At 55.2% G+C, this 22,993-nt stretch carries 32 protein-coding genes; 21 read left to right on the forward strand and 11 right to left on the reverse strand.

The annotated features are described in order from the left end of the window. The 8 genes from bioD to HF921_RS07935 all read left to right on the forward strand — a co-directional run. A partial coding sequence (gene bioD, locus HF921_RS07900) for a dethiobiotin synthase (RefSeq protein ID WP_215891962.1) occupies positions 1–466 on the forward strand: 466 nt, incomplete at its 5' end. A gap of 115 nt (positions 467–581) precedes the next feature. Continuing rightward, positions 582–1,478 (forward strand): protease HtpX, encoded by an 897-nt coding sequence (gene htpX / locus HF921_RS07905; protein WP_215891961.1) that lies wholly within the window; start codon positions 582–584, stop codon positions 1,476–1,478. A gap of 49 nt (positions 1,479–1,527) precedes the next feature. Next, positions 1,528–2,247, forward strand: coding sequence for a leucyl/phenylalanyl-tRNA--protein transferase (gene aat, locus HF921_RS07910; RefSeq protein WP_064220186.1), 720 nt, complete (start codon positions 1,528–1,530; stop codon positions 2,245–2,247). Positions 2,248–2,249: 2 nt separating this feature from the next. Beyond that, complete coding sequence (locus tag HF921_RS07915; protein ID WP_215849100.1) at positions 2,250–2,960, forward strand: arginyltransferase; 711 nt, start codon at positions 2,250–2,252, stop codon at positions 2,958–2,960. Beyond that, the gene (locus HF921_RS07920) at positions 2,957–3,736 is read left to right on the forward strand and encodes an ABC transporter permease (protein WP_215891960.1); all 780 of its coding nucleotides are present in this window, start codon (positions 2,957–2,959) and stop codon (positions 3,734–3,736) included. Before HF921_RS07915 ends, HF921_RS07920 begins: the two co-directional genes overlap by 4 nt. 7 nt (positions 3,737–3,743) lie before the next feature. Next, positions 3,744–4,349 (forward strand): ribonuclease T, encoded by a 606-nt coding sequence (rnt, locus tag HF921_RS07925; protein WP_064220189.1) that lies wholly within the window; start codon positions 3,744–3,746, stop codon positions 4,347–4,349. 72 nt (positions 4,350–4,421) lie between these two features. Further along, positions 4,422–5,438 (forward strand): CDP-6-deoxy-delta-3,4-glucoseen reductase, encoded by a 1,017-nt coding sequence (locus tag HF921_RS07930; protein WP_064220190.1) that lies wholly within the window; start codon positions 4,422–4,424, stop codon positions 5,436–5,438. Between the two features lie 62 nt (positions 5,439–5,500). Further along, on the forward strand, positions 5,501–5,869 hold the full coding sequence (locus HF921_RS07935; protein ID WP_064219970.1) for a hypothetical protein: 369 nt from the start codon (positions 5,501–5,503) through the stop codon (positions 5,867–5,869). 94 nt (positions 5,870–5,963) lie between these two features. Here the strand turns inward: HF921_RS07935 and HF921_RS07940 are convergent, their stop codons facing one another. Continuing rightward, positions 5,964–6,260 (reverse strand): zinc ribbon domain-containing protein, encoded by a 297-nt coding sequence (locus HF921_RS07940; protein ID WP_226817465.1) that lies wholly within the window; start codon positions 6,258–6,260, stop codon positions 5,964–5,966. 7 nt (positions 6,261–6,267) lie between these two features. Continuing rightward, positions 6,268–7,206, reverse strand: coding sequence for a hypothetical protein (locus HF921_RS07945; RefSeq protein WP_064219968.1), 939 nt, complete (start codon positions 7,204–7,206; stop codon positions 6,268–6,270). Positions 7,207–7,395: 189 nt separating this feature from the next. On the opposite strand from HF921_RS07945, the gene HF921_RS07950 reads away from it, so the two are divergent. Both HF921_RS07950 and argB read left to right on the forward strand, forming a co-directional pair. Beyond that, complete coding sequence (locus HF921_RS07950) at positions 7,396–8,043, forward strand: TetR/AcrR family transcriptional regulator (protein ID WP_215893628.1); 648 nt, start codon at positions 7,396–7,398, stop codon at positions 8,041–8,043. Next, positions 8,040–8,903, forward strand: a complete 864-nt coding sequence (argB, locus tag HF921_RS07955; protein ID WP_215893629.1) for an acetylglutamate kinase — start codon at positions 8,040–8,042, stop codon at positions 8,901–8,903. The genes HF921_RS07950 and argB overlap by 4 nt, the downstream gene beginning before the upstream one ends. A gap of 9 nt (positions 8,904–8,912) precedes the next feature. Here the strand turns inward: argB and HF921_RS07960 are convergent, their stop codons facing one another. After that, a complete protein-coding gene (locus tag HF921_RS07960) occupies positions 8,913–9,926 on the reverse strand; it encodes an HlyD family secretion protein (protein ID WP_064219965.1) in 1,014 nt (337 codons plus the stop codon). Between the two features lie 237 nt (positions 9,927–10,163). On the opposite strand from HF921_RS07960, the gene HF921_RS07965 reads away from it, so the two are divergent. Then, positions 10,164–10,733 (forward strand): acyloxyacyl hydrolase, encoded by a 570-nt coding sequence (locus HF921_RS07965; RefSeq protein ID WP_215893630.1) that lies wholly within the window; start codon positions 10,164–10,166, stop codon positions 10,731–10,733. Positions 10,734–10,774: 41 nt separating this feature from the next. Here HF921_RS07965 and bioB read toward each other — a convergent pair whose 3' ends face one another. The 5 genes from bioB to HF921_RS07990 are packed head-to-tail and all read right to left on the reverse strand — an operon-like array spanning position 10,775 to position 13,870. Further along, positions 10,775–11,725 (reverse strand): biotin synthase BioB, encoded by a 951-nt coding sequence (gene bioB / locus HF921_RS07970; RefSeq protein ID WP_215861233.1) that lies wholly within the window; start codon positions 11,723–11,725, stop codon positions 10,775–10,777. Beyond that, a complete protein-coding gene (locus tag HF921_RS07975; RefSeq protein ID WP_064219962.1) occupies positions 11,722–12,072 on the reverse strand; it encodes a DUF167 domain-containing protein in 351 nt (116 codons plus the stop codon). Before HF921_RS07975 ends, bioB begins: the two co-directional genes overlap by 4 nt. A 27-nt stretch (positions 12,073–12,099) precedes the next feature. Beyond that, on the reverse strand, positions 12,100–12,378 hold the full coding sequence (locus HF921_RS07980) for a YggT family protein (protein ID WP_064219961.1): 279 nt from the start codon (positions 12,376–12,378) through the stop codon (positions 12,100–12,102). After that, positions 12,375–13,202, reverse strand: a complete 828-nt coding sequence (proC, locus tag HF921_RS07985) for a pyrroline-5-carboxylate reductase (RefSeq protein ID WP_215861232.1) — start codon at positions 13,200–13,202, stop codon at positions 12,375–12,377. The genes HF921_RS07980 and proC overlap by 4 nt, the downstream gene beginning before the upstream one ends. Continuing rightward, on the reverse strand, positions 13,199–13,870 hold the full coding sequence (locus HF921_RS07990) for a YggS family pyridoxal phosphate-dependent enzyme (protein ID WP_215861231.1): 672 nt from the start codon (positions 13,868–13,870) through the stop codon (positions 13,199–13,201). Before HF921_RS07990 ends, proC begins: the two co-directional genes overlap by 4 nt. A gap of 97 nt (positions 13,871–13,967) precedes the next feature. Here HF921_RS07990 and HF921_RS07995 point away from each other — a divergent pair, with 97 nt between their 5' ends. From HF921_RS07995 to HF921_RS08005, 3 genes are read left to right on the forward strand one after another with little or no spacing between them, the layout of a single operon-like run. Beyond that, complete coding sequence (locus HF921_RS07995) at positions 13,968–15,020, forward strand: type IV pilus twitching motility protein PilT (protein WP_269194872.1); 1,053 nt, start codon at positions 13,968–13,970, stop codon at positions 15,018–15,020. 9 nt (positions 15,021–15,029) lie between these two features. Continuing rightward, positions 15,030–16,160 (forward strand): PilT/PilU family type 4a pilus ATPase, encoded by a 1,131-nt coding sequence (locus HF921_RS08000; RefSeq protein ID WP_215893631.1) that lies wholly within the window; start codon positions 15,030–15,032, stop codon positions 16,158–16,160. Then, positions 16,142–17,329 (forward strand): glycosyltransferase, encoded by a 1,188-nt coding sequence (locus HF921_RS08005; protein ID WP_319025481.1) that lies wholly within the window; start codon positions 16,142–16,144, stop codon positions 17,327–17,329. Before HF921_RS08000 ends, HF921_RS08005 begins: the two co-directional genes overlap by 19 nt. A gap of 234 nt (positions 17,330–17,563) precedes the next feature. Here the strand turns inward: HF921_RS08005 and HF921_RS08010 are convergent, their stop codons facing one another. Further along, positions 17,564–17,803 carry a type II toxin-antitoxin system YhaV family toxin gene (locus HF921_RS08010; protein ID WP_231104545.1) on the reverse strand — a complete coding sequence of 80 codons (240 nt, stop codon included), beginning with the start codon at positions 17,801–17,803 and terminating at the stop codon, positions 17,564–17,566. Positions 17,804–18,523: 720 nt separating this feature from the next. On the opposite strand from HF921_RS08010, the gene HF921_RS08015 reads away from it, so the two are divergent. The 3 genes from HF921_RS08015 (at position 18,524) to HF921_RS08025 (ending at position 19,899) form a co-directional block, all read left to right on the forward strand. Then, complete coding sequence (locus HF921_RS08015) at positions 18,524–19,102, forward strand: toxin-antitoxin system HicB family antitoxin (RefSeq protein ID WP_215893632.1); 579 nt, start codon at positions 18,524–18,526, stop codon at positions 19,100–19,102. 14 nt (positions 19,103–19,116) lie between these two features. Beyond that, positions 19,117–19,371 carry a hypothetical protein gene (locus HF921_RS08020; protein WP_215893633.1) on the forward strand — a complete coding sequence of 85 codons (255 nt, stop codon included), beginning with the start codon at positions 19,117–19,119 and terminating at the stop codon, positions 19,369–19,371. A gap of 183 nt (positions 19,372–19,554) precedes the next feature. Then, positions 19,555–19,899, forward strand: a complete 345-nt coding sequence (locus tag HF921_RS08025; RefSeq protein ID WP_215893634.1) for a hypothetical protein — start codon at positions 19,555–19,557, stop codon at positions 19,897–19,899. A gap of 103 nt (positions 19,900–20,002) precedes the next feature. On the opposite strand, the gene HF921_RS08030 is transcribed toward HF921_RS08025, so the two are convergent. Both HF921_RS08030 and HF921_RS08035 read right to left on the reverse strand, forming a co-directional pair. Next, positions 20,003–20,416: a putative toxin-antitoxin system toxin component, PIN family gene (locus tag HF921_RS08030; RefSeq protein WP_215893635.1), complete on the reverse strand. Its 414-nt coding sequence runs from the start codon at positions 20,414–20,416 to the stop codon at positions 20,003–20,005. Further along, positions 20,416–20,655, reverse strand: coding sequence for a ribbon-helix-helix domain-containing protein (locus HF921_RS08035; protein WP_064219951.1), 240 nt, complete (start codon positions 20,653–20,655; stop codon positions 20,416–20,418). The genes HF921_RS08030 and HF921_RS08035 overlap by 1 nt, the downstream gene beginning before the upstream one ends. A 499-nt stretch (positions 20,656–21,154) precedes the next feature. Between HF921_RS08035 and HF921_RS08040 the strand changes: the two genes are divergently transcribed. The 4 genes from HF921_RS08040 to HF921_RS13675 all read left to right on the forward strand — a co-directional run. Beyond that, positions 21,155–21,550: a DUF6883 domain-containing protein gene (locus tag HF921_RS08040; protein WP_226834400.1), complete on the forward strand. Its 396-nt coding sequence runs from the start codon at positions 21,155–21,157 to the stop codon at positions 21,548–21,550. Next, positions 21,547–21,756, forward strand: a complete 210-nt coding sequence (locus tag HF921_RS08045) for a DUF4926 domain-containing protein (RefSeq protein ID WP_215860276.1) — start codon at positions 21,547–21,549, stop codon at positions 21,754–21,756. The genes HF921_RS08040 and HF921_RS08045 overlap by 4 nt, the downstream gene beginning before the upstream one ends. 199 nt (positions 21,757–21,955) lie before the next feature. Continuing rightward, on the forward strand, positions 21,956–22,420 hold the full coding sequence (locus HF921_RS08050; RefSeq protein WP_215893637.1) for a hypothetical protein: 465 nt from the start codon (positions 21,956–21,958) through the stop codon (positions 22,418–22,420). 114 nt (positions 22,421–22,534) lie between these two features. After that, positions 22,535–22,993 (forward strand): choice-of-anchor tandem repeat GloVer-containing protein (locus HF921_RS13675; RefSeq protein ID WP_404813116.1); only part of this gene is annotated, 459 nt, incomplete at its 3' end.

Genomic DNA, 22,993 nt, shown 5'->3' on the forward strand with positions numbered 1-22,993 from the left:
CGAAACCAATCTTTACGCCTTCGACCCGCCGCTGGCCCCCCACTGGGCGGCGCAGCAGGCGGGTGTCACCATGGATCGTGGGCGCGTCGCGGCCTTCGTCCGGGCGCAATCCGTGGCGATGGACTGCGTACTGGTGGAGGGCGCGGGTGGTTTTCTCGTGCCGTTGGGCGCTGACTGGGGCTTTGCGGAACTGGCCGAGGACCTGCATTTCCCGGTGCTGCTGGTGGTGGGCTTGCGACTGGGAGCCATCAACCACGCGCTGCTGAGTGTCGAGGCCATCCGCACACGGGGCCTGTCCTTCGCCGGATGGGTGGCGAACACTCTGAACCCTGCGGTCGCAGAGGGTACCTTGGAGACATTGCAACGGCGTTTGCCGGCGCCTTGCCTGGGGGTGTTGCCCTATATCCCGCATTGGTCCGCCGCCGTTCTGAGTCCTTATCTGTCTCTTCCTGCGTCCTTATATTGATGTTAGACTGATTCCGCGTTGCCATAAAAAATAAAAGGCAATCAGTCGCGATGTCGGGATGAAAATTCACGGCATCGCGGGAAGGGTCAAGATATTCTGATGGAGCGTGCGTGTCATGAAGTCATTCAAGAGCATATTGCTGTTGGTGGTGACAAACCTGCTGATATTTGTCAGCCTGTCGATCAGTTTTGCCATTCTGGTTAATTTTGTCCTACCCCTGTTTGGGGTGGATCTGCGTGGCTCGGTGAGCAACACGGACCTGCTCTGGGCGTTGGTGATCGGTTTTGGCGGCGCCTTTATTTCGCTGCTGATGTCGAAACATCTGGCGCGTGCGGGGCTGCAGATGCAACGTATCGACACACCGCAGTCGGCCAAGGAGCATTTGGTGTACGACTCGGTTGCGCAGTTCGCCAATCGCCTGGGCATCCGCATGCCGGAAGTCTGGGTGTATTGGAATGATGAGCCTAATGCCTTCGCTACCGGACCGGGCCGCAATCATAGCATGGTTGCGGTAAGCAGTGGTCTGGTCAACCTGCTCGGCGACAATGAGGTGCGGGCGGTGCTGGCCCATGAGATGGGGCACGTATACAATGGCGATATGGTCAGTACCACCTTACTGCAAGGCTTGATGAATACGTTTGTATTCTGGCTGTCCATGCTGGCCGCGCGGCAGTTTGATGACCGACCCATGATCGCGTTTATGGTGTCCATAGTCTTGCAGATCGGCCTGTCTTTCCTGGCGCTGATTCCTATCACCTGGTTTTCGCGCCGCCGGGAGTTTGCGGCAGATCGTTTTGCTGCCGAACAGGTGGGCGTGGCCCCGATGGTCTCGGCTCTGCAAAAACTGCATCAGCGGGCGGACGCCATGCATGTGGTGCATGACGTGGTGCGCGATCCCATGGCGACAGCTTACATTTCCGGAAGCTGGCGCGGTTGGTTTGCTACGCATCCCAGCCTGGAAGCGCGGGTGGCGGCCCTGCAAGCACTTCAAAACGGGTATAGTTACCGATAGTTGGTACCGCAGGGGGGTTGGTCTTTGATGCAGGCAGGAGGCAGCGCAGTTGCGCCCTGAAGGCGTATGTCCGGTCCTCCTGCGCGATTACGACCGATCAGCCCCTTTTCCCGACCCGGAGCAGGCCGACGGCAATCTGATCGCCATCGGTGGAGATTTATCTCGGGAGCGCCTGCTCAGGGCCTACGCGCAGGGCATTTTCCCTTGGTTTGCTGAGGAAGACCCCATTCTCTGGTGGTGCCCTGATCCCCGTGCCGTCCTGGAACCCTCGGCGGTACATATCAGCCGCAGTTTACGCAAGTCGGCCCGTAACGGGGATTGGCAATACCACATGGACAGCGACTTTGTCGGTGTTATCGACGCATGTGCGGAGCCGCGCGCCGGGCAGAGCGGTACCTGGATTACTCCGGCGGTACGTGCCGCCTATCTGGATCTGTTTGCTGCCGGAGCGGCGCACTCTTTAGAAGTCTATCAGCGGGACCGGCTGGTCGGCGGACTCTACGGCGTCGCCCTCGGCGGGCTCTTTTTCGGGGAGTCCATGTTCAGTCGGGTGCCCGATGCCTCCAAGCTGGCCCTTGTTCTGCTAGCGCGTCATCTCCAGCACTGGGGCTTTGGCCTGATCGATACCCAGTTCATCACCCCACATCTGCAAAGCATGGGTGCGCGTGAATGGACACGCAGCGCTTTCTTGCAAGCGCTTGCCGATCTGTGCACCCAACACCCACAAGCTGACTGGAAAATCTCTTTATCTTTGCACGAGATGTTTTAGTCATGGCCTTCTATATATCCGCTTTGCAGAAATGTCCCTACTTGCCGGACCAGGAAGAACTTTTGGTGCTCAGCGACCCCCGCGAGATGGTGGGCAATGTCCAATATGGCCAACTCTTGCAAAAAGGATTTCGGCGCAATGGCTCAGTGGCCTACCGCCCGATGTGTCCGCAATGCGACGCCTGCATTTCCGTGCGTATACCCGTCGCGGAGTTCCAGCCGGATCGTGGCCAGCGCCGCACCTGGGGGCGGAACCAGGGAATTCAAATACGTGAACAGGCCCCGCAATGGGATGCCGCCCACGCCCGCCTCTTCGCCGAATATCAGTGCTGGCGGCATCCAGGGGGAGGCATGGATGAACACGCGGATCGTCTGTACCGGGAAATGATTGTCGAAACTGGTGGCGTTGATGCCCGCCTGCTGGTCTTTGAGCAAGACGATCACCTGCTGGCGGTGGCACTGGTGGATGTGCTGGACGGTGGTGTATCTGCGGTTTACACTTTTTACACGCCGGATCTGCCGCAACGTGGCCTGGGTATTTTCGCTATTCTCAGTCAGATTGAATGGACCAGGAAACAGCGCCTGCCCTACCTTTATCTTGGTTATTGGGTCGCCAGCAGCCCGAAAATGGACTATAAAAAGCGCTTTCGCCCCCTGGAGGGCTTTGTGGCGGGTGACTGGCGTCTGCTGTCAGCGGCACGGAACCGCGAATGAACAATGCCGCACCAGATATTTTCAGCACCTTATCGCCGTGGACCATAGTGGGGGTGATGGGCCTTTTGGGCAGCGCCTGGGCTTTGTCCGCCTGGCAGCGTCTCGGCGTAGGCAAGGAACTTCTCTGGGCTGCGGCGCGGGCGACGATTCAATTAGGGGTCATGGGGTTTTTGCTGGGTTGGCTGTTTCGCCAGCACCAACCGTTTTTGCTGGTACTTTTCTTGGTGATCATGATCCTGATGGCTGGTCGTTTCAACCGTAAGCGCGGTGCCGGTATCCCTCATGCCTACTGGATCGGGGTGATCAGCATTACGGTGGCGACTGTGGTCACCCTCGCTTGGATGCTCATGTCCGGGTTGGTTTTCTGGCGCGGCGAATCATTCGTCCCCATTGGTGGTATGATTATTGGCAACGCGATGAACGCGGTGTCGCTGGCGCTTAATCGTTTGCGCAGCGAGGTGGGCCAGCGCGAGGATATGTTGTTGGCTATGTTGGCCCTCGGCGCCAACCATCGCCAGGCCATGCGTAGTCTGTATAGTAGCGTTGTGCGCAGCTCGTTGATCCCGACTATCGACAGCCTGAAAAGTGTTGGCATGATTCATATTCCAGGAATTACCGCAGGTATGATTCTGGCCGGTATGGCGCCACTCACTGCGGTATCCATGCAATTGGTAGTGATGGTGATGTTGACTGCGTCGGTAACCTTGAGCGTCTCCACCGCGGTGCTGTTGGCCGCACCACACGCCCTGGTTTTTTCTCAACGTATTGAGGAGTAATACTCTAATGGCGGCTTTAGCCGGACGTTTTCGCGGCTTTTTGCCGGTAGTGGTCGACGTGGAAACGGCAGGATTTGATCCTGACCGTAATGCTTTGCTAGAAGTGGCTGCGATTATCATTGGCGGCGAAGTAGGGCAGTTACGGCCGGTAGCCGCTCACCACTTTCATGTGCAACCCTTTGCCGGGGCCGTGCTTGATCCGGCGGCATTGGCATTCACCGGTATTGATCCATTTCAGCCACTGCGCGGTGCGATTTCCGAGGAAGAGACCTTGCGCGGGATCTTCAGGCCGGTGCGCACGGCTGTAAAGGCTGCCCAATGTCGGCGTGCCATTCTTGTGGGCCACAATGCCTCTTTCGACCTGTCGTTTATCAAAGCAGCAGAAAAGCGAACGGGCGTTAAAAACAATCCCTTTCATCTTTTCAGCACTTTTGACACCGTCAGTCTGGCCGGTTTGGCCTATGGTGAGACCGTGCTGGCCAAGGCCGTTATGGCCGCCGGTCTGGACTGGGACCACACCCAGGCGCATTCAGCACTCTATGATGCGCGCCAAACGGCGGAATTATTTTGCCGGATTGTGAATCGCTATGATCTCAACCGGGAGTACCCCTGAAGCAGGGCATTATGTCGCGCATCTGTTAGAATGCCCCTAAAATATTTTAAATTTTTACGAAAGGAAGTGCGTATGCCTTACCATCTGCATATCGAACCCAGTGGCCACGAGATGGGTTGCGACAATGATGAAACTATCCTGGAGGCCGCTCTACGGCATGGTTTTAACATCCCCTATGGCTGTCGCAATGGCACCTGTGCGACCTGCAAGGGACGTATTCTCAGTGGCGAAGTGGATTACGGGAAGGTGGAAGAAAAAGTATTGTCGGCTGCGGAGAAGGCGTCGGGTTTGGCACTCTTCTGTCAGGCAACGCCCTTGTCCGATGTAATCATAGAAGTCCGGGAGATCGGCGCCGCCAAGGATATTCAGATTAAAACCCTACCGTCGCGGGTGGCTAAAATAGTGGATTTAGCACCTGATGTGCGTGCCCTCTTTCTAAAGATTCCGATTACAGAGCGCCTGCAGTTCCTTCCTGGGCAGTACATCGACATCCTTCTGAAAGATGGCGGCAGGCGGAGCTTTTCCCTCGCCAATGTACCCGGCGATGATGCATTGTTAGAACTGCACATTAAAAAGGTGCCTGGTGGCGCCTTTACCGGGCATGTTTTCGGTGCCTTAAAAGAAAAGGACATACTGCGCTTTGAAGGCCCATTAGGCACTTTCTTTATTCGTCAGGAATCCACTCGTCCTTTGTTGATGGTTGCCACTGGCACAGGCTTTGCGCCTATCAAGGGTATGCTCGAGTCGCTCTTCGCGCAGGGCTCCATACGGCCTATCCATTTTTATTGGGGTGTACGCCATGCGGAAGATTTTTATTGTCACGATTTACTGAGTGAATGGCAGTCGCGCCATGACCATTTTCAGGTAACCCGGATGGTATCACGCCCGGACGCCTCCTGGTCGGGAGCCACTGGTTATGTTACCGCACAAGTCATTCATGATTTTCCGGACGCGAGCGCAATCGATGCTTATATTTGCGGGCATCCAGATATGGTGTTTTCCTTATCCGATGCTTTACAGGGGGCAGGATTGAATCCGGAGCATATTTTTGCCGATGCATTTGTATTTGCCAAAGCAAAAACAAGCTGACATAATTATTGCATTGGTGATTTTTTCCGCCATGGCAACCTAATTTCAAGGAGCGATCGAGCATGGAAGCGCAAGCAAAGAAACGTCACCGCCGTACCTCAGAAGAGCGTTTGGCGGATTTAGAAGAGAAGCAACGACAGACAGAAATGCGGCTGCGTGAGCAGTTGGCAAAATTCGAGCAACAGAAGCGGAGTTTGCAGGAAAACCCACGCGCACGTCGTGAGCGTGAAGCACAACGGCGGTCATTGATGGACCGCATTTCTCGTCTGGTGCCTGATTGGGAGCCTGCGCAGATTCTTGCGGCTGTCGCCGAAGTTCGTGGTCGCGTGGGTGACGATAGCCATTTGCTGGGTGAGTTGGATGATCGTGGAAACGCGCTCATGCAGGAGCTGAAGCCTCGTCGTGGCCGACGTCCCCGTTCCGCGATTTAATCCCCGATCTGAGCAGCTTTTTTAAGCACGGAAGCCTCCGAAGTGGTGAACTGCGGAGGCTTCTTAATATACAACATTACCCTATTACCCTCCCCTAACGTTTTTTGCATCCCCGCCAACGGGCCAGCGTCGGTACGCGGTGCGCCATGTAAGCGCGGATATACCATGGGTTATTGCGGTTGCGCATCAGTTGACGGACACGGTGTTGCATGGCGTCCAGCGTTAGTTCCGGCTCCTTGAATTGCCCCGCCTCATAGCAGTAGCTACAGTAACAAGCGCTATGACTGCCGTCAGTCTCCGTCCCCCCGCCTTGGGGATCAAACTGCAGCGGCATACCGCAACTCTGGCAGCGGTTTTTCTCAATTTCCAGTAGACGTATACATTTTTTCATGGCGAAATTAGACATCCTCCGGTGCTATCAGTTCAAGAGCCTCAATATAGATATGCGCTATACCCAGCAGGAACACTACATTAGGGAGAATAAAAACCAGCGCACTGGCCAGACCGACCCCCATGCTGAGTCCCGCGCTATATAAGGAGGTGTTTGTTGCCACCGGCTGCACAAGTGTTTCACCGCTGATGAGTCTGTCGCCAGACAGCGCCCCCAGCATTTGCCAGAACATGTCTGCGCTGCGGATGATTTCCGTGGCCAGCACCGGGGTGGCAGCCGTTAGTGCCATGCTGTATCCAGTGTAGAGAATCACCGCGATGATGATTCCCATACCCGTTGCCAACGCGGCGAGCAGCAGCATCATCAGCAGAATAGAACCTGGTTTATTGCGAGCGATGGCGATGGTATGACGGAGTGAGTTGCCTACGCTTTCGCCGTGCCATAAAGCGGGCCCGGAGAGATTGAAGACAATAATGGCGAGGACAAAAACAATGGCGTTTACCAGCATGATGGCAGGGAAGAGCGGGACAAAAAGCATCGCGCCAATCCCTGGTATCTTGCAAGCGAGAAATCCCAATACTTCTACGACAAAAATACCCAAGAGCAAAAGACTTTCAATAATCAGCAGCCCCAGCAGGCGCGGCAGCGCCCGTATACCAAAGCGGAGACTCTTCACTATTCCCGGCAATGGATCACCGCGCGCCTCGTGCAGTAGAATACCGCCGGCGCCCAGGTAGCCAACACCAAAACTGACCAGCAGAATAATCACCCCAATAGTGGGGCCAGCCCATCCCCCAGGCCATTGTGCGAAGAGTTCCAGACCAGACATGCCCAGGAAAACGGCGATGACGTACACCAGAATGGGTTGCCATAAGGTAATGCCGCGCAGCGCTCGCAATAATAAAGCGAAAGACAGATCTCCCTGGCTGGGAGTGTGGGTAAACATGTGTGGTTTTCCTTAGTCGACACCTGTGGTGTCTAGAATAGCAAATTGCAGGCGGATGGTGGATAACTATCGGCCCTTGTCCATAGGGGGACAATTACCATGGGTGGTGCTACACTGCCCTAATATTGACCGATTGGTCGGGCATTGTGCAACTGTAGTCGCCATATGCAGATTGGAGGCGGAGAGCTCATGGGGGATTTGCCACTGGTAATCGAAGGGGAGGGACGACAGCGAATTTTAGCGGCCGCTGAAAAACTTTTCTCCGATAAGGCATTTGATGCCGTCTCCATGAACGCCATCGCTTTGCAGGCGGGTATCAGCAAAGCCAATATCTATCATTATTTTCCCAACAAGGATGCGCTCTATCTTGCGGTATTGCGTGCGGCCAGCCAAAGTTTGCGGACATTGCTCAATGATGCGGTCGACGCCCACGGAGCCGTGGTGGATGTGCTCCGGCATTTCGCGCGCTGCCATCTCCAGGCATTGTTAGACCGACCGGAATGGGTGCGTCTGGTATGGCGGGAAATTCTCGAAAAAGGGGCGTCCAGAGCACAGGAGTTCGCCGAACAGGGCTTTGCTGATGTATTTTCGGCACTGGTCGCAGTGCTCGAGGCCGGTCAATCCCGGGGTGAACTGCGGGTGGATTTTGACCCGGCGCTAGTGGCAACCCTGCTGTTGGGGGCGAATGTTTTCTTTTTCCAGTCCCGCGATATCCTCCGTCATTATCCACACGTCACCTTTGCCGACGATCCTGCAGGATATGACGCTGGAATTGTGGAAATTCTTTTGCGTGGACTGATTCCGGTGTCTTCGGTAGATACGACGAGTACACGATGAACCCTATGCACAATGATCCCCACTTGCAGGCGCATATATTGGTAGAGGCGTTGCCTTACATGCAGCGTTTCCATGGTCGTACCATCGTCATCAAATATGGCGGCAATGCCATGACCGAAACCCAGCTTCAGGAGCAGTTTGCTTACGATGTGACCCTGATGAAACAGGTGGGTATGAATCCAGTGGTGGTACATGGCGGTGGACCGCAGATCGGCGCCATGTTGGGGCGGCTCGGGGTGCAGACTCATTTTGTGGATGGCATGCGCGTGACTGATGCGGCCACCATGGAGGTAGTGGAAATGGTGCTCGGCGGGCGCGTTAACAAGGAGATCGTGCAGGCCATCAATCGGGCGGGCGGACGGGCGGTGGGGTTGACGGGAAAGGATGGTGGATTGCTGCACGCTTGTCCTTTGCGTCGCAACGGTGTTGATCTCGGTTTGGTGGGTGAGGTGGCACGGGTGAACCCGGATGTTATCCGACTGCTGGATCAGGGCGAATTCATTCCGGTGGTGGCGCCGATTGGTGTAGGCGCCCAGGGGGAATCCTACAATATCAATGCAGATTTGGTGGCAGGCGCTCTCGCCGCGACGCTGAAGGCCGAGAAACTGATTCTGATGACCAATGTCGCCGGAGTGCTGGATCAGGACGGACGGCTGCGCACGCATTTGGAAGCCGCTGAGGTGGATCGGATGATTGCCGATGGCCATATTTATGGCGGCATGTTACCCAAGATTCAGTGCTGTCTGGATGCGGTGGTCGCCGGGGTCCACGCCGCGCATATCATTGATGGTCGGGTACCTCATGCACTGTTGCTGGAGATATTCACCGACGCGGGTGTGGGCACGTTGATCTCTGATTAATATCTGTTTTCAGAGGAATGGCCGCAGTGCTTTGACCCAACGCGGTGCTCCGCCCGTATCCACCGTTACCGACACGCTGGTACCGATCCGGAGCGGGAACTTGGGATCCGGGTTGGTGATGAGGATCCGCACGGGCACGCGTTGCGTCACCTTGACCCAGTTACCCGTAGCATTTTCCGGGGGAAGCAGAGAGAAGGCGTTGCCCGCGCCGCCACTCAGGCTCACTACCTTTCCTTTGAAGCGATGGTTAGGGTACATATCAATGGTGACTTCTGCAGTCTGGCCAGGATGTACCCGGTGGAGATCGGTTTCCTTGTAGTTGGCCTCAACCCAGTATTCCGCATTGCCAATCAGGGGGAACAAATCTTGATTGACATTGACCACGTCGCCCACATGGATATTATCCACTTTACTGACGACCCCGGTGATGGGCGCGTAGAGAGTGGTTTCGGAAAGGTACATCTTCGCGGTGCTCACCGCCGCCTTGGCGGCTGTGATCCGAGCGGCGTTGAGTTCTTGCTGCGCCCGTCTTTCCGCCAGGGCAGCCTGATCAGCGGCCAAGCGCGCTCCGGCACTTTGCGCGGCGGTCAACTGATTATCCGCCTGTTGCGCAGACAGGTATTTCTGCGCCGCCAATGCCGCCGCGCGTTGTGCGTTGCGCAGGGCATTCTGATAATTGACCTGGTCGGCGCTGATATTGGCCTGCGCTCCGGCAATGTCGGCCCGAATGGCGGCGGTCTGCCTTTCCGCCTGCGTCAATTCAGCCTCTGCCTTCTGCAGAGCGTAGCGATAAGCCCGCGGGTCCACTTTGACCAGAGGCTGTCCAGCCTGCACGACTTGATTATCATGTACAAAAATAGCGACGATATGCCCTGTTACCCGCGGTGCAATGTCCACGACATGGGCATGTACATAAGCATCGTCCGTGTTGGGGTAGTAATCAGCAATCTGGAAGTAGGCGTAGGCGCTAAAAGCAACGACGACGATGATGATCAGAACCGGAAGGCGTTTGAGCCAGCGCATATGTATTCCTTGTTGCAATTCAGGCAGCCGAGTGACCCTCCGGACCTGTTTCCGAAAGTCGATTCATGCGAAGAACTCATTTAACATAAGGTCTTGCGCGTAATATCTGTGTGACTCAGAGCGGCCATATTTTTTGACACGTACGCCGAGCGAACGCATACTGACCGTTCGGTTTATACCATAACGCAAACGATTCCTGTCGGCAAGGCGGTCGATGTATCTCTAATAGGAGTGGTCATGAAGCAAGATATGAGAGTCTGGGTAGGGATTATGGGTAGCGCTGCACTGGGTGTGTTGGTGACCGGGGCAGCGCAGGCAAGTGATACAGGATTGCATGTGATTCAGGGCGGTCCTGCTTATTTCAGTGCCGGCATTGGTGCCTTTAATGCGGCGGGTGTTAAACCCGGTCCCGGACATCGCGGTAATGCGACCCTTCCCGAACTCGATCTGGAGTACCAGTCTGCCTCCAAATTATTTGGTATCGGTGCGTTGTGGGGGATTGTCGCTAATACCAATGGCGGCTTCATGGGTTATACCGGCTTGTACTCGGATGTCGCCTGGAATCACTGGGTGCTGACGCCAGTGCTCGGCATAGGCGGGTATAATCGGGGGCGGGGCAAATATCTGGATGGCGTCTTCCAGTTCCGCCTGGAGTTGAGTCTGGCCTATCAGTTTGCGAATCAATCACGATTTGGGCTTAAAATCGCCCATATTTCAAACGCATATATCGCCCAGGAGGACCCTGGTGAAGATGAGATCATGCTGGATTACTCTATCCCCTTGTCTTTTGGCGACCACTCCTCCTGAGATAAAGCAGGGTCTGCCCGGGCTCGTCTTGGCGTGGGTGATCAGGTGTCGCTCCTGTGCAGCCCCAGTCGGTTGAACAGCGACTGATCGTGGCCCATGCTGGCGTTATCTGTCGTCAGCAGGCGATCTCCAAGGAAAATACTGTTGGCACCAGCCAGGAAGGCGAGCGCTTGCAATTCATCGCTCATGGCCCCGCGCCCGGCGGAGAGTCGTACATAGGCCTTGGGAAAGAGTATGCGAGCGACGGCAATAGTGCGCACAAACTCGAAGCCATCGATGGGTTCGGCCGCTTCCAGCGGAGTGCCGGGAACGGGAACCAGGGCGTTGATAGGGATGCTCTCCGGGGCTTGCGGCAGATGTGCCAGTATCTGCAGCATACGTGCCCGATCACGGCGGGATTCACCCATGCCGAGGATGCCGCCGCTGCAAATCTTGATGCCGGCGCTACGCACCGTCTCCAGTGTATCGAGGCGATCCTGATAGCTGCGGGTGTGGATGACCTCGCCGTAAAACTCGGGTGAGGTGTCGAGATTGTGGTTGTAGTAGTCGAGGCCGGCATCCTGTAAGCGTTCTGCCTGCCCGGGCTTGAGCATGCCCAGCGTGACGCAGCTTTCCAGGCCATATTCTTTGACCACGCCAATCATGGCGGCGACTTTTTCGATGTCCTTGTCGTGAGGCGCGCGCCAGGCGGCCCCCATGCACAGGCGTTGGGCCCCGTTGGCCTTGGCCTCCTGTGCGGCCGCGCGAACCTGCTCGAGGTCCATGAGGGCTTCTGCCTTGAGCGCCGTCTGGTGATGGGCGCTTTGTGAACAGTAGCCACAATCCTCAGGGCAACCACCTGTCTTGATGGACAGGAGGGTGGAGCACTGGATGGCATTTGGATCAAAGTGTAGCCGATGCACCTTTTGCGCCTCAAAAATCAGATCGTTGAAGGGGCTGGCATAGATTTCGAGGATGGCATCAAGAGTCTGGGATGGTGCGGTGGTGTTCATCGGTCGTCCCGGTTGAGAGCAGGTGGGTGAGAGGATTCCGCGTATTTTCTGAGTTGGGCCTGAACATCGGCAGACGCCGCGCGGATGCGCAGTGTTTTGTCTCGCGCGCTCTCGCCCTGCACCAAGGTAATCTGCGATCCTTTGAGGCGTAGGGTAGCACAGAGGAAGGCGGAAAGGGCAGTGTTGGCAGCGCCCTCCACGGGCCGGGCGCGCAGACGGATCCTGAGGGCATCGCCGTGGCATCCGCTGATGGCATCGGTTTTGGCACCCGGCTGTACCCGGACGCGTAGATACAGATCGCCACCCTGTACGCGCAGGTATGGGGGTGGTGCTTCTATGGGTGTCATATGCCGCCGCAGCCTGCTGGAAATGGGTTAGCCGCCCAAATTGAGGATGGCATTGACCAGCAGACCTTTGAGCAACTCGATGAGGAGCATGGCCACCAACGGACTGAGATCAATGCCCCCCAGTGGCGGTATGATCCGTTGTAGCGGATAAAGAATGGGGCCGGTTACCCGCTCGAGGAACTGGACGATCGGCTTGCGCGGATCGGGCTGTACCCAGGACAGGACGGCGCGGATGAGAATGGCCCAGAACAGCAGGGTCAGGACAAGGCTGGTAAGGCGTGCTGCTATAATACTCAGTTCGATCATGGTACATCCTTTTTGGCGCCGCCCAGAGCGCGGCTGCGCTCGGCCGCGGCGGCCAGGGCCCGCTGCGCCAGTGGCCGCAGATGCTCTTCCCAGGCGGCTAAACCCGCTGCCGTGGTGCCACCCGGACTGGTGACCTGATGGCGTAACTCGGTTGGGCTGAGCACGCTGGCAGCAGCCATTTGCGCGGTCCCGAGCACGGTCTGTAAGGCGAGGGCGCGGGCGGTGGGCCGGTCCAGGCCCTGCAGCACGGCGGCATCTTCGAGCGCCTCCAGAAACAGCAAGACGTAGGCGGGGCCGCTTCCGGAAAGTGCGGTAACGGCATCCATCAGTGACTCATCACTCAGCCAGTAAATCTGGCCCACGCTGGACATGATGGTTGCGGCGGTCTGACGTTGTGCGGTGTTCACCGAATCGCGGGCGTAAAGGGCGGTTGCTCCGGCACCCACCTGCGCCGGGGTGTTGGGCATGCTGCGTACGATGGCGCTCCCGGCATCCAGCTCGGCGGCGATGCGCGCACTGCCGACGCCCGCGGCGACGGAGAGAAAGAGCACCCCGGCATCGGCAAAGGCCTGTCGCCACAGCGCAAGCACCGACGAGATTTGCTTCGGCTTGGCGGCATAGATGACCACGCTGTTGGTCGGCAAACGCTGCGCTGCCGCCGGCAGGCTGCGAATGCCGAACTCTTCCGCAAGCGCATCACGGTGCACGGTGCTGGGGGCGTGAACTTGAATCTGCTCACCCGTAACGCCTTGAAGCCGCAGGCCGGCGATGAGCGCGCGTGCCATGTTGCCGGCACCAATGAAGACGATATTCTGAGTAATCATAAGGACTCCTGGGTACGTGCCCCGAAGAGGATGGTCCCAAGACGGATCTCGGTGGCGCCGTGTCGCAGGGCTTGGGGGTAGTCTGCCGAAGTGCCCATGGAGAGGGTGTCCAGATCGGCATGGACCGGGGTTTGTTGCAGCGTGAGGAAAAGTTCTGCCATCCGGCGGAAGTCGGCGTCTGCCTGCCCCGGTTGTGGGTGAACCAGGGCCATCAGGCCGCGCAGCCGTAGATGGGATAATCGGGAAATGGCGAGGGCCAATTCGGGAACTTCTTCCGGGGCGCAACCCCCTTTGCTGTCTTCCGCGCTGATGGCGACTTCAATAAGCACGTTTAACGGCGCCACCATGCCCGTGCGCGCGGTATTGAGTCGTTCAGCGATGAGCGGGCGGTCTACACTCTCCACCCAGTCAAAATGCCGAGCCAATGCGGTAGTCTTGTTGCGCTGGATGCGGCCGATGAAGTGCCAGACGATGCCATCCAGATCTTTCAGCGCCATTTGCTTGTCCAGGGCTTCCTGCAGATAGTTTTCGCCGAAGTGACGGAGGCCGAGTACATAAGCGCGACGCAGTGTCTCTGCCGCGACACCCTTGCTGGCGGCGAGCAGACGTTGCGGCGGACGATTGGTAATCTCACGTTGCACATGGGCTAGGCGTTCGGCGAGGGGCATCGGTCTCCGGCAGAGGTGGGCGAAATGGTCAATGTCGACTATAGTAACGCGCAATAGCCTTTGGTCCCAAATCACGGGCCGTTTCTTTGGGAGCTGCATGATGGACATTTCAGAACTGCTTGCTTTCGCGGTGAAAAACAATGCTTCGGACACGCATATCTCGGCGGGTTTGTCGCCCATGCTGCGGATCAACGGCGATATCCGCCCTCTCAATGTCGAGGCGCAGGACAGAAAGGCCGTACATGGCATGATTTACGACATCATGAATGATTCCCAGCGGAAGGGGTATGAGGAAAATCTGGAAATCGACTTTGCCTATGAACTGCCCGGCGTGGCGCGTTTTCGGGTTAACGCCTTCAACCAGGACCGTGGGCCCGCGGCGGCGTTCCGGACGATTCCCGCCAAGGTGCTGAGTCTGGAAGATCTCAATGCACCCAAGTCTTTTATGGAGATCATCAACGTACCGCGCGGACTGGTGCTGGTCACCGGGCCGACGGGGTCGGGTAAATCAACGACGCTGGCAGCGATGGTGGATCATATCAATGCGAACCGCGCCGACCATATTATCACCATTGAAGATCCCATCGAGTTTTTGCACACTCCCAAGAAGTGTCTCGTCAACCAGCGCGAGGTAGGCGCCAACACCCATTCCTTTGAACATGCCCTGCGCTCAGCCTTACGTGAAGATCCGGATATTATTCTGGTGGGCGAATTACGTGACTTGGAGACCATGCGCCTGGCTCTGACTGCGGCGGAAACGGGCCATATCGTGTTTGCGACGCTGCATACCAGTTCGGCGCCGAAAACCATCGACCGTATTGTCGACTCCTTTCCTGGGGGGGAAAAGGATATGGTTCGCGCGATGCTGTCAGAATCCCTGCGCGCGGTTATTTCTCAGACCCTGCTCAAAACGGCCGATGGTAAAGGCCGAGTCGCCGCGCATGAAATTATGATTGCCACACCGGCCATCCGAAACCTCATTCGCGAAAATAAGGTGGCGCAGATGTACTCGGTGATCCAGACCGGACAAAATCAGGGTATGCAAACTCTCGACCAGTGCCTTGCCGACCTGGTGCGTGCCCACAAAGTAACCCGCGAAGATGCCTTGCGTAGGGTTCAGAACAAAGACAGCTTTATGAATGTGGCCTGAGGATGATTTATGTCTGTGCTGGATGATCTGCTGGTCTTGATGGTGGAAAAAAATGGCTCTGACCTTTACCTCACCGTAGGCTCGCCGCCGGTCATGAAAATTGACGGGAAGGCGGTTTCGTTAGGGACCGAGATGCTGAAGCCGAGTCAGGTGCTGAATCTGGCCAAAGAAATTCTGGGCATGGAGCGCTTGCAGGAATTCCAGCGGGAAAAAGAAATTAATATGGCCATCTCTGCGCCCGGGATTGGGCGTTTCCGGGTCAATGGCTTTTTTCAGCGCGGTGAACTGAGCTTTGTCTTGCGCGCCATCAAGACGCAAATTCCCAGCCTGGAACAGCTCAGGCTGCCGCCCATACTGAAAGACTTGGCCATGACTTCCCGAGGTCTGGTGCTCTTCGTCGGGGCTACCGGCTCTGGTAAAAGTACCTCTCTGGCGTCGATGATTCAGTATCGCAATCAGAATGCGGCGGGCCATATTCTCACGATTGAGGACCCCATCGAATTTCTTCACAAGAATGCGATGTCTATCGTTAATCAACGCGAAGTGGGTATTGATACCCTGAATTACGAGCGAGCGCTGGAGAACGCCTTGCGTGAGGCGCCAGACGTTATTCTGATCGGCGAAGTGCGCAGTCGTGATACCATGGATCATGCCATGGCGTATGCAGAAACCGGACATCTGTGTATGTCGACCTTACATGCGAACAATGCGAATCAGGCCATTGAACGTATCATCAATTTTTTCCCGGAGGACCGTAAAAAACAGTTGTTGATGGATCTTTCACTCAATTTGCGTGCCGTGGTCTCACAACGCCTGTTGCCGATCAAGGGGCAGGGCGGGCGCGTCGCCGCGATAGAGGTGCTGATCAATACCCCGGCCATTGCCGATTTGATCTATAAGGGTGAAGTGGGCTTGCTGAAAGACGCCATGGCGCGGACGAATGATGTGGGTATGCAGACGTTTGATCAGAGCCTGCGGCAACTGTTTATGGATGGGCTGGTGGAATATGAAGACGCCCTGCGCGGAGCCGATTCGCAGAATGACCTGCGCCTTGCCATCAAGCAGGAGTGCATGCGGCGTGGCGTAGAGGACCCTGGTGTAAGCACTTCTGCAGAAGGACAGTGGCGCATTCAGCCTTGAACGGCTGGTGGGTTCTGCCGACCGCGTGGTCAGCCTTGCTGGCCTGGTTGATACTGCTCTTTGGACGGGGCGCCTTTTGGCGGGCGGATCAGCGCCTTCCCCCTAGCGAAAACGGCGCGCAGCGCACTTGGCCGGAAGTTACCGCTGTGGTGCCTGCGCGTAATGAAGCGGAGGGTATTGGTGACTGTGTAAGTGCTCTATTAAGGCAGGATTACCCCGGTGTGCTGCACGTCATCGTGGTGGACGACCAGAGCAGCGACGGCACCGCGGAGCGTGCACGGGAAGCGGCGTCCCGGCTGGGTGCTGCTTCCCGTTTGGAGGTGTTGCGAGGCGCGCCGCTGCCGGAAAACTGGGCGGGTAAAGTCTGGGCCATGGCCCAGGGGGTGAATGCGGCAGGCCTGGTGCCGCTGCTCTGGTTCACCGACGGTGACATTGTTCATGGGCCGGATGTTCTGCAACGCCTCGTCATACAGGCGGAGGATCAAAACCGGTCACTGGTCTCTCTGATGGTGATGCTCTCTTGTCGCAGTTTTTGGGAGCGTCTGCTGATTCCGCCCTTCATCTTCTTCTTCCAGATGCTGTATCCCTTTCCCTGGGTCAATAACCCGCGCCGGGCGCTGGCTGGCGCTGCCGGGGGGTGTATGCTGCTGCGGCGGGAGAGCCTCGAAAAGGCGGGTGGGTTCGCTGCCATGCGCGGGGCGCTCATAGATGACTGCACGTTAGCGGCTTTAGTGAAGCCCCATGGAGCTATCTGGCTGGGTCTGGGAACGGAGAGCTACAGCCTGCGTGATTACCAGCGGCTTGGCGAAATATGGCGGATGGTGGCGCGTTCCGCCTATGTGCAACTGCAGTTCAGCCCCTGGCGCTTGCTGGGGGCGACATTAGGGATGATTTTTCTTTATGTCTGGCCGGTAGGGGTGCTGCTGTTTGGTCTTTGGACGGGAAATATCTGGTTGGTGTTGCCCGCGCTGCTGGCCTGCCTGCTGATGTTGACGGCCTATCTGCCCTCCCTGCGTCTTTATGCGCTGAATCCGTTGTGGATGTTCAGCCTGCCCCTTGCCGCCCTGCTCTATACACTCATGACGTTGGATTCTGCCCGTCGTCATTATGGTGGCCGGGGTGGCGCGTGGAAGGGGCGGCATTACGGTGTGCCCGGAGAGAAACAGTAAACACTCAGATTAAAGAACACCAGTTATGATCATCTCGCTGGTCGTAATAAAACTGCCCCGATGATTTGCGGTATATTCATCTGACTGTTCTGGAACAAAACCAGCGGGCGCGAACCTTGTACCGATCACTGGTATGTATCTCAGTATGGAACCGACTGTTGCACATGTTGCTAACCAATCAGCATTGCTCATGGCCAAGCTGACTGGCTTGCCGTGAGTAGGGATGCCCAGTCATCAGGCGGGCCTCCCTTGTTCCAGCATTTTCCGAAATACAGCGTAGGGACCGGACTTGCTGCCGGCGGAGCGCATGGTCTGTTCATCATTGACCCACGCATAGACAATAATTCGCGTTCTGGAGTCATAGCGAAAGAACAGCCGGAACCTGCGCCCAATCTTGACTCGGCGCCAGTGACGGTAATCCTGGCCCATTGTATTGTCCTGTCGGTACTCATCCAGCCCCGGATCTAAGGGCACGATCTCTAGGATCAAGTGACTCAGTGCGCGGTAGAGTTTGACGTTGGCATTCGCTTCTCTGTCAAGGCCGCGCGAGGACAGCAGAAGACTGGAAGCGGACGTATGAATAGGCTAGAGTTGCCTCATGCTTGGCGGGGTCTGAGAGGGAGAATTTCATTGTTTTGTCTTGTGTGGGCTTGCCATAAAAAAGATTACAAATACAAGCATGTATGCCTCGCATTGAAGGCGCCAGATGGGACAGTATGATGCAAAAGGTCTGATTTTTATAAAAGAACAATCAACCCCTTCTCTTCGTTCAGCTTTACTCCCCTCACTTGAGACTGGTCCTCGTTTCTCAACAGATTCTCCATCCATGCCCCCTTGACGCAGAATCCGATCTTTGTGATATGATCACCAAACTGGTGACACCGCCAGTGGTGTCATAAGAGGCATAATGGCAAGTGTCGATGAACTAGATGAACTAATAGAAGACTGGGGTAGCCGTAAGGCAGCGTTACGATGCGAAGAGATCATCGCTGGCCTCAAGTCACTTGGATTCGATGTGAGATCGGGCAAGACTAAAGGGCATAAGAAATACTCACACCCCAGCCTACCTGATTTCTATGGGTCATCCTGGAACTGCGGTCACGGCAAAAACCAGACAATTCTTCCTGCGTATATCGTGAATATTATCAAGGTCCTCAGAAAGTATAGAGAAGACCTCCAATCATTGGGATAGGTATGAAAATGGCTGACTTCAACCCAAATCGCTACACAATCACGGTCAAGTTGGTGAATCTTGATGAGGGCGACTACTTTGAAGCTATGGTCGCCGAACTCCCTGACATTGTTGAGTACGGAGAGAACTTAGACCAAGCGTATTCTCTAGCGATAGATTCTATCGAAACACTGCGAGAGGCTGCACTAGAGCAAGGGAGACCTTTCCCTGATCCGCTACCTTCAAAAACACTTAACGAATTTAGTGGACGTGTCACGCTTCGCATGAGCAAATCATTGCATGCTAAAGCGAGCATGCTAGCAGACCAGGAGGCTGTAAGCCTCAATTTATGGATTGTCGAGGCTATTTCGGCTCGCATAAGCGCTGGTTTTTCAGTTTCTGAACGCAATAGAGAAAATAAATTTCTTGAATTTTTCTATTGCCCGCAAACACCTTACTCGGTTACTGAGAATCAAATCGTTGCGCTTCTATCTTCTGAATATGGTTTCTTTAAAATTTCTAATGTGGCTCCTAACAATGATTATAATCAACAAGAAATATCCAGTATTACTGGAACCAATAATCCGGTTGTCGTACAATGAATTCGGAGGGTTAAATGTCAGAAATATCGCAATACAAGTTTTCACTTTCAGATGTCGCATCATTACTGATGCAAAAAGAGGGCATCACCGAAGGCCTTTGGACTATAGGTGTTGGTTTCAATATATCGGTCGCTTCGGCTGGACCTGACAAAGATCACGTTCGCCCAGCAACATTAGTAGCTGTCGATAATCTCGTACTATCGAAAGCAACGAATCCTGGGCCATTGACATTTAACGCGGCAGAACTCACATCTAGCGGAAAGCGATAACTTGGCGAATCACGCACAAAAGAATTTCACATCGCGTTGCGGTCTCAGTTCTGTAGCATGGCTTATGACCGCCTCGCAAAATATTTTTTATAGCCGCTGTCAGTATTTTGTGAAATTATAAGCGAGTTTATAATTGATATTTAATTTCACCTGTTATTTATTTGACGAATTTTGGAGAATATAATGTCTAGCAAATCGGTAGAGAATGTAAAAGAAATTATCGTTGGGTCCGTTGACAACGAATTATATATCATAGCGTCAAATGAAAACGAAAGTATTGAGCTATGCCACATTAAGTCAGGTTATTATTATAAAGATGGTTGCAAGTTTTCCCCACCATCTATTCTTTCAACGGGTAACTACAAACTTATATTTATTGGCATAAATTGGGGCGGACCATCTGGCTTTCAGGTGAAAATAAATGGTGACACAGAACTCTCTATCGGACCGGCAGAATCAACTGATAGCAAGGATGTCGGGGTGTACTGGAGCGAGGTTGTAGACATTTCTGTTACTTCCGGAAAATGAAGGTTTAATAGACAGTCTGTTTCTGGACACTTTTTTGGTCAAATCCGGCCCTGAAAGTGTCGATCAACTCATCTAGTTTTCAGCGTCCGAAAAACGTCCCACCTCAGCTAAGCACTTGAGCACAAAAAACGGTGGGCGTCAGAATACGGGTGCGCTCTATGCTTCCACGCTGTAACAACCCAGCGCGCCGATCTCCTGTAACGAGATAGTCGGCCTGACTGGCCAGCGCCATGGACAGCAGAAATGAATCGTCTGGATCATCAGCTTCCACGGTAATGGACAGCTTCCCCAGGATGATCGCGCCCTGCAGATGGTTGATCATGGTGCCTACCGCAGCAGGCTGCAGAATCGCCTGGAGCTTTGGGTATCGACTCGCACGGCGGATCTCTTCGAGCTGTGCCTGCGAGGTCACTAGATCAAACCGCTTGAGGCGCCATGCGCGGTAGATGGTGTCTGGTGGACTGTGGGGAGAAATCAGGGCACTGAACAGAATGTTGGTGTCCAGTACGACCCGCATCAATGCTCACGCGCCCAAGACAGGGCATCATCGATCAAATCATCCACCTCCGCCGTGTTCAAAGCGGCCAGAGCCGCTTTCGACTGGGCTGTGGTCAACTCCAGAATGTGCGCGCGTACCGACTCCTCAATAAAATGCGACAGCGATCCTTTCTTGCTCTTCCCTTGGGTAGCCAAAAACAGGCGCACCGATTGATCAGTTTCGGCAGAAACGGCAACATTCCAGCGGGTCGTGTCCATGACGAACGCTCCTGATATAGTAGATACAATATGTGTTTATACACCGATACAGCGCCTTCACCAAATCTGGTAGAGGCCTTCACGGGGTCCCTTGAGAATTCGGAATATAAAACCCGTTAAGGAATTTGGCTCATGCCGAATGGCACTCTCACAACCGACCGTTTTTGAGAGGCTTCAAATGATGATGATTGCCGCGCAGTAAATCAATGGGTTGCAATTCTCGAAAACCATTCTCATAAAGACATCCACGGTTTAAGCCATGGTGACGAGTTTCGAGAACATGACGGTCAGCCTCCTGCTGGACGACTGCTTATGCTGCATCACTGACCATTCCACAGCGCCCAGATCGCGCCACCCGGTGCTCCGGAACTCCATGGTCGGCGTCGGGACCAATCCGGGAAACTTCAGATGAATGGCAAAACTTGCTACACCTAACGCAGGCGCGTGAGACTGAGGATCGACGGGGCTGATTGGCATAGATATGGTCCATCTGCAGGAAATGCACTATGATCTTGTCTGGTATTCGTTTGTAATCGAAGGCTTGCCCCTGACAGATATGATGCTACCCAACGCAGAAAGGGCGATCCTGGACATTCGCAAGCTACGAGAATACACCCTGAATCCCGGTCACCTTGCCGGAGGCAACAAGGCCAGGGTGTTCGCCTCGTGCCTGGGGATAGGCCAACAAGATGCCGAATTGCTGCGCTCAGTATGCCTCCGTGCCACACTGAGCAATGAGGCCACCGAGAAGGTGGCCGACAGTCATGGCAAGCGTTACCAGGTGGATTTTGTCATGCAGCACCCGGGAAAGTCCGTGATCGTTCGCACGGGTTGGATCATCAGGACTGGAGAAGACGTTCCCAGGCTGACAAGTTGCTATGTGAGGACATCATGAAACTACTCGACGTTGTAGCGCTTTTGGAACCCATACCAGAGCAACACCTTCTGCGTGGCCAGGTCGGAACCGTCGTGGAAGAGTTGGACCCTGGTTACGTGGAAGTTGAGTTTCTTGTGGGCGACGACTATATCACCCTAGCGGTGGCGGAGGATCACCTCATACCGCTGCACTACGCTCCAAACCAAAGCATTCGCGCGGCATAATCTAAAGGGAGCGCCACAGAAGTTTTTTCGCACTAAGATGACTCTTAAAGACTGCTAGCGGACGTTTGAATAGGCTTAAAGTTGCTTCAAATTTACTGGGGGGTGAAAAAGACCCAGTTTTATGTGACTTTTGCCATATATGGTTCAGCGACACCTCAGAGAACACATCATAACAACTGCAGAAAAGGAATATGCCACGATGTCCCGTAGATCTGTCGCTGCACTCAGCCTGATAACACTTCTTTCCGGTTGTGCCGTCAGTAACGTGAATACGTCCCCAGGACCGTCGGCCCAAGCCGTACAGAATGCCTCTGTCGTTACGCCACAGGATCGTATCCTGCATTCGTATATGATGCAGGTGAACCAGATCGTCGCCGGTCATGTCCGCATAATCCGTGAAAGACAGGAACGCATCGCCATGAAAAAGGCAGGGCATCCCGTCGCGTTACCAACTGGAGCCTGTCGTGCCGTGGCGGTAATTTTGGCCAATGGAACCGTGGTGCGGGCAGACCTCGCCCAATGTGCCTCTGAGGCGCTCGGCAAGGTTATGTTGGAAGCCGTTCACAATGCTTCCCCTTTGCCACCGACGCCATTTGGCCATAACGCCAGCATCACCATCGGAATCATCGCCCCCGAGCCTACCCCAGGGGTTGACGGGCAGTAACATAATCAACCCGACAGAATGACGCAAATTGTCCACTACAAACCGCTGCGGCTGTGGACGCCCGTACCACTTAAACTAACCCACTTCCTGTCTCGACATAGGGGGTTCACTATCATGTGCCTTCTGCCAACACGTCATCAGATTCACATCAGGGAAAATTTCAGCATAGTCCAGTCTCAGGTTACTGTTCATCAGCGCGCAACATTCCTTGCCCTGCGGCGCAGAGTCGCTGCCTTTGGCCGTCTGGCTGCCGTTGCGGCGCTGACGATCGCGCTTGCTGCATGCGAGAGAACATCACCCACAGAGTCCGTGCTGTACTCTTTTGGCACGGGAAACGTCCACGATGGGAAGAGCCCTAACGGAGGCTTGGTGATGGACGCCAGCGGCAACCTCTATGGCACAACCGCCATCGGCGGTACTGATCACTTCGGTACTGTGTTCAAGATCACTCCGTCCGGAGTTGAGTCCGTGCTGTATTCTTTTGGCACCGGAAACGTCCACGATGGGAGGAACCCTAACGGAGGCTTGGTGATGGACGCCAGCGGCAACCTCTATGGCACAACCGCCATCGGC

This window comes from Acidithiobacillus ferriphilus (genome assembly GCF_018854775.1).
In the GTDB taxonomy this organism is placed as follows: Bacteria; Pseudomonadota; Gammaproteobacteria; order Acidithiobacillales; family Acidithiobacillaceae; genus Acidithiobacillus; species Acidithiobacillus ferriphilus.